We start from the raw sequence: 12,636 nt of genomic DNA, 5'->3' as shown, positions 1-12,636 counted from the left end.
AGACGCTCTCCTTTAATCTTTCTTACTTTTTGATGCTACAGCCGCTTTCTTCTGCGATGCTGCCTTTTTTTCAACCGCTTTCTCAACTTTCTTCTCAACAGCGGCATTTTCTGTTTCTTTTGCTGCCGTTGCTTCCTCTTTTATGGGTTTTGCAACTGCTTTTTTAGACGTTGAACCACCCATTAAAATTTCTAAAACACGTACTGTTGTAAATTCTTGACGATGACCACGCGTGCGTTTAGAATTTTGACGACGGCGTTTCTTAAATGCGATAACCTTGCGCCCACGTGCCTGTTCTAAAATCTCAGCTTTCACCAGTGCATCAGCAACAACAGGCGTCCCAATAACCGCATTACCTTCTTGCCCAACCATCAAGATATCATTGAATTCAACAACATCACCCGCATTTCCACTAACTTTTTCAACTTTTACCACTTGGTTAGCAACAATGCGGTATTGCTTACCACCGGTTTTAATGACTGCGAACATTTTTTATCCTTCCGTTCACTCCAGCTCTTATTTAATTTTTACCTTGAAATAAGGGAAAATAGGCTGCTTTTTATCAGTCGTAATCAATTTTAAAGAAGGATAAAACCTTCCTCAACAAAAATATGCGCAGATTTCTCCACGCTCATATTCTGCCTATATGAATGAATTTCTATTCTCTGTCAATAAAGTCCCATAAAAAATAAAAAAAGGTTGTACCAAAAACAATTGAAGGTTATCTACCCACATCATATACTATACTTAACTTAAATAGTGCGGATTTTTTCTGCACTTCATATGGAGAGATGGCTGAGTGGTTGAAAGCACCGCACTCGAAATGCGGCATAGGGGTGACTCTATCGAGGGTTCAAATCCCTCTCTCTCCGCCATTAACTTAAAACGAACTTGTCTATGCTCAGTATGATATAGCTTAAAGCTCAGCATTTGTAGGTTTTTTTGTTTGAAATTGACCAATCCATACCAATTTATACCTATCATTATGCATCCCTAGAAATTGGTATTAGATTCCCACGAGCTTTATAATTTCTAGGCTCCTCGTCTTCCGATCTTTAGATTTCCCGATCCGGTATAAAATATCTCTTTAAATATTATGGAAGAACTTTTGCCAATTACCAACCTTTAATAGAGTTTTGGAAGCAATGGTGATTATAGAGCTCTTTGCAATTCTGTTGATTAACGGACTCAATGCATTTTATCCTCATCAGAGGTTTTATATTAACAAGCCTCTCAGCTTTTTTCATACAATGTACGCATTTAGAATGAGAATATTATGAGTATTTATGCAAAACTTTTCTCTCTTCTTATAATCACAAAAAGGCGTGTAATAATTGAATATCGTTCATACAGCACTTTCTTTTCTTTCTAAGCTTTTTAAGTAAATAGATAATCCTTGTAAAATAAATAAAGATGCGCAAAACCCTATGAATATACAGAGGCTGTATAATATAGAAAATGCAAAAGCACTGGCTTTTTGTTTAGGGTCTGGAATCAATTTATTCAAGGCAGTGTTATTATTTGGGTTATCAGCCCCCATCAATAGTGCGAGTAAAAAAATACAAATAAAATAGTCCTGAGTTGTTTATGAATAATAAGAAAGACAACAAGCTCGCACAAATAATTTGACTATAAAACCCAATGATAAAACTTTAATAGTGGGCTAACACATTCCCCAAATAGAAGCCTGCGATTCCAATTGCGATTAAATTAATAAGATTTAAAGCAGCAGACGCTTGTCCCTTTTTATCTTGTAGTTGTAATAAAGAATAGAAAATGGCTTTCCAATACATATGGGGACGCTCCCTTACCAAATAATTTTCTAAGGCATATTTCAAATGACAACCATCTAAAGTACGTTGCACAATGGTACTATGAATGATAGATAGTGTCCCCTTTATACATGGAACAAGAAGAAATATTTTTATCTCTTAATGATAATTATAAAAACTTTCAGCAAGCAGATCTTCTAAATTTAGTCTAACTACAACAAGATTGGGTGCTCATTTTCGAGCAACATGAGACAAAACCAACATCACTGCTAAAGTTTCCATAACCACTCAATCTGATTTTCTGGATAAGCTTTTTTAAATTTCCCGTCCAATCCTCTCTGATGATTCCTCATAATCACTCTATGCCCCAAAGTGATAACTTACCCATAAGTTCAGAGAATGCCTCTCTAGAGCTAGAAGATCTTCTCATAAAATATCTATCTCTTTCTGATAGCACAGTATTTAAAGCCTTTTTTTCACATGGATAGTTGTTTTATAAACACTGTGCAAAACCTGTAAAATCTGTTTTTTGCTCTTTTTTAATTTTCTATTGCCAAAATCCAATTCAAAGATAAGGGAGTACAGAGTAAAAAATAGAGAATTGTCTCATATTTCTCTCTCACTCTATCGTCAGAACCTATAATCAAATTATATTTATTTTGCGCGTCTTGCTTGAATATGGGCGAGCAACCCTAATGTTGAACTATCCCGATTATCCGCTTTACTTTCTCCACGAAGAATGGGAAGTAACTCATTTGCTAATTCTTTACCAAGTTCAACACCCCATTGATCAAATGAATTAATATTCATTAAAATCCCTTCAACAAAAATACGATGTTCATAAAGCGCAATGAGACGACCGAGTGCAAACGGCGTTAATGAATCTTGAACCAGCGTTATACTAGGACGATTTCCTTTAAAACTTCTATGAAGTGCTAAATAATCTGCTTCACGTTCATCAACACCATTTTTTATCAAGATATGCCGAGCATCTTCAACACTACGTCCTTTCATCAAGGCTTTTGATTGTGCTAAACCGTTTGCTAGCAACATCTCATACATAGAATGTAAATTTTTCTCATGTCCTTTTATAAATAAAATAAACTCTACGGGAATAACATCGGTTCCTTGATGCAGAAGTTGAAAAAAAGCATGTTGACCATTGGTTCCTGAATCACCCCAAACAACTGGACCACTTGAAAAATTTAGTGGTTTGCCATCCAGCGAGACCTGCTTCCCATTTGATTCCATATCAAGTTGCTGTAAATAAGCTGGAAAATGCGCTAAACGCTGCGCATAGGGAATAACAGCACGTGATGAATAACCACAAATAACACGATGCCAGAACCCTAAAAGAGCAAATCGAATAGGAATATTTTTATGCAAAGGCATGGTTTTAAAATGTTGGTCCATTTGCAAAGCACCATTGAGAAATTGGCGAAAGTTTCGCCCCCCTATTGCAAACATAACAACAAGCCCAATGGCAGACCAAATTGAATAACGTCCTCCAACCCAATTCCAAAATTTAAAAACTCTTGAAGAATCTATGCCAAATTCTGCTACTTTATCAAGTGCACTCGAAACGGCAATAAAATGTGTGTGGATAGCTTCTTTCCCTAAATGTGAACAAATCCACTGACGGGCAACTTGAGCATTGGCCATTGTTTCAGCCGTTGTAAAAGTTTTAGAAGCAATGACAAAAAGCGTTGTTTCTGGATTCAAAATAGAGAGAGTATCAGAAATATGGGCACTATCAGCGTTAGAAACAAAATGACAACGTGGACCATCATGATAAGGTTTTAAAGCATATGTAACCATTGCAGAACCAAGATCGGAGCCTCCAATACCAATATTTACAATATCACTAATTCTTTTTCCACTGCTTCCCTTATAGCTGCCATCACGTACCTTTTCAGAAAATCTTTCCATATCTTCAAGGACGTTTTGAATATCAGGAATAAGATTATGGCCCCCCAACATGAAAATTTCGTCAGCAGGTAAACGTAATGCAATATGAAGAACAGAGCGCTTTTCGGTTGTATTAATAGCTTGACCCGAAAACATTGCATCACGTCGACCTAACACATCTGCTGCGACAGCTAAATCATCTAGAAGTTGCAACGTTTTAAATGTTACACCACATTTTGAAAAGTCAAAAAGAAGATCATCAAGTCTGAGAGAAAAATGGGAAAAACGCTGACCATCTTCTACAAAATGCCGACGAATATCATAGACCCTATCCTTTGTAGCATGGCTTTTTAAAGCTCTTAATGCAGCTTCAAAAACCTTTTCATTTCGAATCGAAAAGCCATCTCCCATAAGCTTATCCTATACGGTTATTGATCATGAAATCTACGGACAAACAATAACAAAGCAGAAAACGTCTCCTTGATTGCTCACTCTTTTCATAGCTCATACAAAAATGAAGGAATATAAAAGTAAAAAATAAGATCCGAAAATGATATTTTTATAAAAATAAACTTTCAACTCTTTTCTACTCGACACATCATTTAACTTGATTGAGTTCTTTTGTTAATCGCAAATCTTCTTCTGCTTTTGATCTTATAAAACGCCCTAAAAAAAGATAAACAACTGGTGTAACGTAAAGCGTAAAAATAGTTGCTAAACCTAAACCACCAACGATAACCCAACCTAAAGCTATACGAGCTTCTGCACCAGCACCTTTGGCTAAAACCAAGGGAATCCCCCCTAAAATGGCACAAATCATTGTCATACAAACTGGACGAAGGCGAATATTTGCTGCTTCTTCCACAGCTTCACGCACGTTTCTTCCCTGATCACGTAATTGATCTGCAAATTCAACAATCAGAATACCATTTTTTGCCATAACGCCAATTAACAAAATTAATCCAATTTGACTGTAAATATTAAGACTCACACCACTTAAGAGCATAGCAATTACAGCACAACCAATCCCTAATGGAACAGTGGCCATGATAATGAATCCTGAAATAAAGCTTTCAAACTGAGCCGCTAAAACCAACAAAATAATCAAAAAGGCAATGCCAAAAACAATCATAAAATTGGAAGATGTTTCATTAAGTGTTTCGGCTTCTCCTAAGGGAACCACATAAGTTCCTTTTGATAACAAAGGAGAAGCAATTTTCTGCACAGTTTGGTAAGCTTCCCCTAAAGTGATACCTGGAGCAAGATTTGCACTTAAAATGACAGCACTCATGCGCTTTTCCCGTTTTAATTGGGGAGCGATAGCTTTTTCATGCAAACGTGCAATAACCGATAAAGGAACATATCGATTGTCTTTGGTCTTTAAAAAAATATTTTCTAAATCGCTAGGACTCTTCATAGGATTTTTACGCGATATCAATTTAACATCGTAAGAATGATCATCCACGTTAATGGAACCAATCTTTTTACCATCCAACATTGCTTGTAATGTATCGCCCAAATTGGTGATATCAATCCCTAAATCGGAAGCTTTTTTTCGATTTATTTCAATAAAAAATTGCGGTTGTGTGGCATCAACAGTAAGACGTGGGCGAATAAAACGCCGATCTGTTTGTAAAGCACGCACCAACTGATCAGCAATAGGTTGTAATGTCGCATAATCATTACCAAGAATTGCAAATTGTAACCCTTGCCCAGTTCCCCTCACACCGAGAGAATTTCCCTGTGCAGCAAACACAGAAACTGCCGGAAATTGCCTAACCTTCGCATTAACATCTTTCACAATTTCTTGCTGACTACGTAAACGTTTATCCCAAGGTGAAAGCAATAAAACTAAAAAAGCAGTATTAGGTGAACCACCAATACCTGCAATAGAGTAATTGTTAGCAATCTCACCTGAATCACGTAATGGCTGTAAACTTTCTTCAATTTGCTCTACCTGCTCGTTCAAATATTGTGTTGAAATACCTTGTGGTCCATTAATGACCAAAAAGATAAGAGCTCTATCTTCTGCTGGCGTTAATTCTTGTTGCAACTTCGTATAACCTCCAACGCAAAGCGTTGCAAAAACAAGTGAAGCAAAAACAACAGCCCAAGGTTTTTCTAAACACTTATGCAAACTGTACGTATAAGCCTTATGAAATAAAGAACCCCATTTATATAAAAAAGTAAAATGGTGTTGGACTTTTTCTTCTTTCTCCTCAATATGTTCTTTGAGAAAACGTGAAGCCAACATAGGACAAAGCGTTAAGGCAACGATTGAAGAAAGCAAAATAGAAATTGCCAAAACAAAACCAAATTCTCTAAAAAGTCCTCCAACTTGTCCAGGAAGAAAAGAGATAGGGACAAACACAGCCACTAAAGTCAATGTTGTTGCAATAACAGCAAAAAAGACCTCACGGGTTCCTAATACCGCTGCAGCCCGAGAACCTATCCCCATATTGCGCCATCGAACAATATTTTCCAGAACAACAATGGCATCATCTACAACAAGCCCTGTTGCCAAAACAAGCCCTAAAAATGTCAGAATATTCAATGAAAACCCTACAAGATAAATAGCGGCAATAGTACCAATCAAAGCGACGGGAAGAGATAAAGCAGGTATCAGCGTTACACGAATGTCTCTGAGAAAAAGAAAAATAACCAAGACAACGCTCAAAATAGCTATAATCAATGCAACCTCAACCTCATGAAGGGCGCTTTTAATAAAAATTGCATCGTCACTAATAACATCTATATGTACAGAAGAAGGAACAACACTTTTGAGATTATCAACAACGGCTCTCACGCCCGCAGAAATGTTAAGCGTGTTGGATTGTGCTTTACGCACAATACCTAATCCAATCCCTGTCTTTCCGTTGATACGAAGAATAACGTTTTCTATATCGGGTGATAAAGTTACATGCGCAACATCACCAAGATGTACATGAGGCTTTAAAACAACTTGTTCAAAAGATTCTGGTGTTGTTAAACGTGCAGTGGCACGAACAACTAAAGCTTGCTTAGAATTGCGTAATGATCCTACTGGAACATCCGTTGTCATATTAGCAAGAACACGTGAAATATCTGCGACAGTTAATCCATAACTTGCAAGTTTTGCTTGATCTATATCAATCTGAAAAATCTTTGTGCGAGCACTTGCAACCTGGACATCACCAACACCATCAACAGCAGAAATTGCATCAACAATCTGATCGTCTACAACTGTTGTTAAATCATCAATACTCATTGTAGGTGATGTCACAACCAAATACATCATGGCTGCAGCATTCGAATCTGCTTTAATGATCAAAGGAACATCTGCATTTTTGGGTAAAGAATAAGTAATGCGAGATAGAGCATCACGAATATCAGATGCCGCTACATTCAAATCAACACCAACATTAAAATTAATCTGTACAAGAGAGCGCCCAAAAGAAGACGTTGAAGAAATCGTCTTAACCCCTGAAACGCGAGAAACAGCATCTTCTATAACTTTTGTCACTTCACGATCAATTGTTTCCGCCGACGCACCAGAAAACACCGTCACAACCGTTGTTACTGGCGTATCAACATCGGGCAATTCTCGCACATCAACATTCAACCACGCTGCAAATCCTGCAATGATGATCATGGCATTCAAAACAAAAGTAAAAACCGGTCTGCGAATAAATAAGGCAATAAGATCACCTTGCTCCGCCTGTGACATTGGCTGTTTTGTGCTCAATTCTTGACTCATTGTATATTCGTTCCATAAACTGCTGATAATCGCTGTTGATGGGACTTTGGATCATCAATAATTACTTTACTTCCTGGATAAAGCATTTGCACCCCTTGAATAACAACTTGATCATCATTTTCCAGAGGGGCTTTCACGAAAACTTGATCTGCTTCATGCTGAATAATCGATACAGGAACAGACTCTACTTTTCCTTCTCTCACACGCCAAACAAATGACCCTTTACTATTCCATTGAATCGCGAGAGGATTAACGATAGGGAAAGATCCACCATGAAATTGTAAGGCAACAGAAAAGGACATACCAGACATGAGGGTATCTTTTTCATTATTGATTTCAACCTGAACATGAAGTGTACGGCTTTCTGGGTCAACGACATTATCAATCGCGTAAATATGACCAACAAAAGTTTTATCTGGCTGCGCTGTTAATGTTGCCGTTACCTTATCCCCTTTATGGATATGCGATACATATCGTTCAGGAATCCATATATCGACCAAAATACGTTCTCTATTCTCAATACGACCGATTACAGTATTAAGGGTCACATTATTTCCCGCATCAACAGGTAGAATACCAACAACTCCAGAAATCGGTGCACGAATTGTTCGCCGCTCGAGATCTACCTCAGCATTCCGTAAAACTAAATTTGCATTATCTAATTCTAAACGTGCCGTAATTTCTTGCACTTCCGTTGCTGTATTGCTAGCTCGTAATTTAAGAATACGTGAAAGCGTTAAAGCATTATTATCACGTTGCACTTTTGCTTTTGCGGCCGCTATTTCTTCCTTTTTAGAATCAAGCTTTGCAATCACGTCTCCCACTTGTACTTTTGTACCAGCAGACACAAAAAGCTTATCGATAACACCTGATGATAAAGGGATTAAATCTACTTCAGCAAGCGCTTTTCCACTCCCAATAACGTTAAGATGTTCATAAAAATCTTGCGTTTTTACAAAGTCAACAACAACATGCGCCGGTGGCCTTTCTATTTTTCCCTTTGAAGCTTTATATGATATAGCCGTTTTATCTACCATAGAAATAGGTTGCTCTGCACTCTGTTTTCCAACCCGATAAGCGACCGTTAAAACGACAATTAATAACACCAATGGAAAGATCTTTTTTAATAACGCCATACATCTACCCTTGCTGTATCATGTTTACCTGAAATAGTTTTCAACAGTAATATCGGCGTTTTACATAACAACCAAACAGCAGGTATATATCTTACCCCCCACCGCAAAAACATATCTTATCTTTGGCTGACTATCGTTCATAGACTGAAACGTCAAGTTAACTATCGTTCATATTACTTTGTACGATCATAACGAAAAAATGACCTTATCAAAAATTCAATTGAACCCATAATATATTATAACTTTTTAATATCTCATAAAAAAAGAGATTTTTTTTATGAGGGCCCAAGTTTCACTTGCATTTTTTTAATGAAACGATTAGGAACCTTTTGTCTTAGACATACGAAAAGTTGAAATGTGTGCACCCGTAGCTCAGCTGGATAGAGCACCAGACTACGAATCTGGGGGTCAGGAGTTCGAATCTCTTCGGGTGCGCCATTATTAATAAAATCAATATCTTACTCACAAACTCAAGCGCTTGAAATTCTTCTAATATGTGATTTTTTGTGCCTATTTTTGAATTTCTTATAGTTTTTTATTCCATTCTATTGTGAGTCGTTTCTTTAATTTTTGATAAAATGGAATGTTTGTGGTCTTTAATTTAATCCAAAAGCGTTTTCATTAGCCATAATCGTAACGATTGCCTCAGTTGCTGGGTGTTATTGCTTTCTTTTCGCAATCTATGCGCTTGTTTTTGATTTCTTCTGGTTATACTTTCTAATCAGTTGGATAATTTTTTACGTGCTTATTTTTATCTTTTCCATCAAGGGATCCTTCTAAACATTTCATTTCTGTCCTCTCCATCTTAAGAAGGACTTTAGGCATTCCCCCACAAATTGTGGTTTACTGCCTTCTACAATTTTTTCAACAGACTATCTGGAATAATAAATATGTCGCTGCGTAAAAAGTTTTTAACTTAATTACCCAAAAACTTTCTTCTAATGCTCATCATTCATTGATATTGAAAGTAATATCGCAGGCAGGCTAAAAGCTTACCAAAACTTAAAATACAAAGATTCTTTTTTCTAAAAACTTGTTAAAACTCCTCTTGTCGTTCTTTAGCATTATCTCTTGCGCGACATATCATTGACCTCTATGATATCCTAGACTTTCTGTTCTCTATGGATTCTTCTTATTAATCTATAGAATACAGACCCTAAATGTTAATAAAAGCTCAGTTTAAAGAATTTTTCCATGCCTAAAACAGATATTGAAATTGCTCGAACTGCTAAAAAGAAGCATATTACTGAAATTGCACAAAAAATTGGTATTTCCCATGAAAACCTCATTCCCTATGGACATGATAAAGCTAAAATTTCTTCCTCCTACATAAAATCGCTCAATAAAAACCCAGATGGTAAACTTATCCTCGTCACGGCCATCAACCCTACACCTGCTGGAGAAGGCAAAACAACCACAACTGTTGGACTAAATGATGCTCTTAATCTCATTGGCAAAAAAACAATAGCCACCTTGAGAGAACCATCTTTAGGCCCCTGTTTTGGTATAAAAGGCGGTGCCGCAGGTGGTGGTTATGCGCAAGTCGTTCCAATGGATGACCTTAATTTACATTTTACGGGTGATTTTCATGCTATTACAGCAGCGCATAATCTTCTTGCCGCAATGATCGATAATCATATCTATTGGGGAAATACTCTAAACATTGATCCACGTCGTATTGTTTGGAAGCGCGTTCTTGATATGAATGACCGTGCATTGCGTGATATCGTTATTTCATTGGGGGGCATAACAAATGGTTTTCCACGCCAAACAGGTTTTGATATTACCGTTGCATCAGAAATTATGGCCCTTCTTTGTCTTGCTGAAAATTTAGAAAACCTTACACAAAGACTCAAAAAAATTATTGTTGCCTATCGTTATGATAAAACACCCGTAACAGTGGCTGATCTCAATGCAGAAGGCGCAATGGCAGTTCTTCTCAAAGACGCCATACAGCCCAATCTTGTACAAACAATTGAAAATAATCCAGTTCTCGTTCATGGAGGACCTTTTGCCAATATTGCTCATGGTTGCAACTCAGTTATAGCAACAAAAACGGCTTTAAAACTCGCTGATTATGTTGTCACAGAAGCAGGATTTGGAGCCGATCTTGGAGCAGAAAAATTCTTCAATATCAAATGTCGGCAAGCAGGTATTGTACCAAATGCAACAGTGATTGTAGCAACGATTCGTGCATTAAAAATGAATGGTGGTGTGGATAAAAATAACCTGACAGAAGAAAATATCACTGCTTTAGAAAAGGGATCTGCTAATCTTTTACGACATATCAAAAATATGGAGCTCTACGGTATTCCTTGTGTTGTCGCGATTAATCATTTTGACAGTGATAGCGATGCTGAAATAAGAACATTACAAAAAATAGTTGCAACAACTGGACATAAAGCTATTATTTGTAAGCATTGGGAACAAGGTGGAAAAGGCGCAGTAGCACTTGCACAAGAACTCGTCACCTTAATTGAAGAGCAAGATTCCCATTTTAAAGTTCTCTATCAAGATGATATTCCCCTCATTCAAAAAATTAACTGTATTATAACAAAGCTGTACGGTGGGCGTAGCGCCATCATCTCAGCTCCTATTCTTAGACAACTTGAATCTTGGGAAAAAGAAGGTTTTGGTCCCTACCCTATTTGTATGGCAAAAACACCTTATTCTTTTTCTGCTGATCCCAAGCAATATGGTGCTCCTGTTGATTTTGAAATTCCTGTACGAGAAGTTCGTCTCTGTGCGGGGGCCGGTTTTATTGTTGTCATTTGTGGAGATGTTATGACCATGCCCGGCTTACCACATTATCCTGCCGCTGAAAAAATTTATCTTGACGAAAACGATCAAATACAAGGACTTTCATAAGTTTATAACCGTAAACTCTATCATTTATTACAAAAAGAATAGAATTTTAAAAAGCTATATAGACAAATGTCTTATTTGTATGATATAAGCTTTTGTCCTTTTAGATATGTCTTCAAAGGGACGTAGGTTTTCCTATCATTTATGACTCTGAAAAAGCAGGATAAATAGTGCAAGTACTCGTTCGTGATAATAATGTTGACCAAGCGCTTCGTGCGTTGAAAAAAAAGATGCAGCGGGAAGGTATCTTCCGTGAAATGAAAATGCGTAGTTATTATGAAAAGCCATCTGAGAAGCGTGCTCGTGAAAAGGCTGAGGCTATTCGTCGTACACGTAAGCTTGCTCGTAAGCGTGCGCAAAGAGAAGGTTTTGTTAGTAACGGACGAACTGGTGTAATGAAGTAATATGCTTTTGACGCATTACGGAATTGCATAAGAAATAGAAAATAAGATACTCAAAGATTTTATCTTTATAGACAATTGCAATTCGTTTCTGGGGTGTGGCCTTTCGTGTGTGATGTTGTCTGTGGCTTTAGTTATATAAACGAGTATATTATTATAGGAAGTGGTAAATTTTTTATCATAGAGATGGTATTTACTTCGTTCCTGTGATTTTCGATAATAGATAACAAACGACACTTTAGAAATTTATTAAGCGACTTGTTCTTATGTAAAATACGGGTGGGGTGTAAGATATCTTATTATCAATTTTCGCTATAATTTTTTCCTTCTTTTTATCTCTCAAATAACTGTTTCTTGTATGCACATCTAATGATGATTTTCTTTTTTCGTCCTTAAATATTCTACATCTTTCAAAGATTTTAGATCTGTTTGCAAAACACAAATGATTATCGCAATATGTGACTGTGTGTGTAAGGATATGAAAACACATAATTCTTTTTCCCTTTACTTATGGTAATTAAACTCATAAGCATATTGAATAATTCCTCCTATTTTATCAAACCTTTTTATATTGAGTTGAAATAAATGAAAACTGAGAATAAACAGAGAAAACATTCTTATTTTAATATGGGTGTAAGTATCTTATATATCTATTTTTGATGAAAATATTTTTACAATTTAAATAACGAATTAAAATTGATAACTTATTGGCTTATCACCATAAGTAATCTTCTTTCATATCAGATAATAACGCCGCATACAGCAAATTCTCTCAACATCCTCTCATATTGAATCAATCTTTTTTCTTGTACATCGAC

Annotated in this window: 7 protein-coding genes and 2 tRNA genes; 4 read left to right on the top strand and 5 right to left on the bottom strand. The window is 36.6% G+C overall.

Features of this window, described 5'->3' with window-relative positions; all coding sequences use genetic code 11:
* Positions 1-12 precede the first annotated feature (12 nt).
* Entirely contained in the window at positions 13-489 is a 477-nt protein-coding gene (rplU, locus tag D1092_RS00115; RefSeq protein WP_120121642.1) for a 50S ribosomal protein L21, read from the bottom strand.
* A 296-nt stretch (positions 490-785) separates the two neighbouring features.
* Between rplU and D1092_RS00110 the strand changes: the two genes are divergently transcribed.
* Positions 786-875: transfer RNA gene (locus D1092_RS00110), tRNA-Ser, on the top strand.
* A 777-nt stretch (positions 876-1,652) separates the two neighbouring features.
* Here the strand turns inward: D1092_RS00110 and D1092_RS09695 are convergent.
* The 4 genes from D1092_RS09695 to D1092_RS00090 form a co-directional block, all read right to left on the bottom strand.
* The gene (locus D1092_RS09695) at positions 1,653-1,865 is read right to left on the bottom strand and encodes a hypothetical protein (RefSeq protein WP_241436135.1); all 213 of its coding nucleotides are present in this window, start codon (positions 1,863-1,865) and stop codon (positions 1,653-1,655) included.
* A 561-nt stretch (positions 1,866-2,426) separates the two neighbouring features.
* The gene (pgi, locus tag D1092_RS00100) at positions 2,427-4,091 is read right to left on the bottom strand and encodes a glucose-6-phosphate isomerase (protein WP_120121641.1); all 1,665 of its coding nucleotides are present in this window, start codon (positions 4,089-4,091) and stop codon (positions 2,427-2,429) included.
* A gap of 187 nt (positions 4,092-4,278) precedes the next feature.
* Complete coding sequence (locus tag D1092_RS00095) at positions 4,279-7,416, bottom strand: efflux RND transporter permease subunit (protein ID WP_120121640.1); 3,138 nt, start codon at positions 7,414-7,416, stop codon at positions 4,279-4,281.
* Positions 7,413-8,552, bottom strand: a complete 1,140-nt coding sequence (locus tag D1092_RS00090) for an efflux RND transporter periplasmic adaptor subunit (protein WP_120121639.1) — start codon at positions 8,550-8,552, stop codon at positions 7,413-7,415. Before D1092_RS00090 ends, D1092_RS00095 begins: the two co-directional genes overlap by 4 nt.
* Positions 8,553-8,913: 361 nt before the next feature.
* On the opposite strand from D1092_RS00090, the gene D1092_RS00085 reads away from it, so the two are divergent.
* From D1092_RS00085 to rpsU, 3 genes are all read left to right on the top strand, one after another.
* Positions 8,914-8,990 (top strand) — tRNA-Arg (locus tag D1092_RS00085).
* Between the two features lie 756 nt (positions 8,991-9,746).
* On the top strand, positions 9,747-11,420 hold the full coding sequence (locus D1092_RS00080) for a formate--tetrahydrofolate ligase (protein WP_120121638.1): 1,674 nt from the start codon (positions 9,747-9,749) through the stop codon (positions 11,418-11,420).
* Positions 11,421-11,587: 167 nt separating this feature from the next.
* Positions 11,588-11,821 carry a 30S ribosomal protein S21 gene (gene rpsU, locus D1092_RS00075; protein WP_120121637.1) on the top strand — a complete coding sequence of 78 codons (234 nt, stop codon included), beginning with the start codon at positions 11,588-11,590 and terminating at the stop codon, positions 11,819-11,821.
* Positions 11,822-12,636: the final 815 nt, after the last annotated feature.

It is taken from the genome of Bartonella krasnovii (assembly GCF_003606345.3).
GTDB classification, from domain to species: domain Bacteria; phylum Pseudomonadota; class Alphaproteobacteria; order Rhizobiales; family Rhizobiaceae; genus Bartonella; species Bartonella krasnovii.
This window is presented reverse-complemented; position numbering and strand designations above follow the sequence as displayed.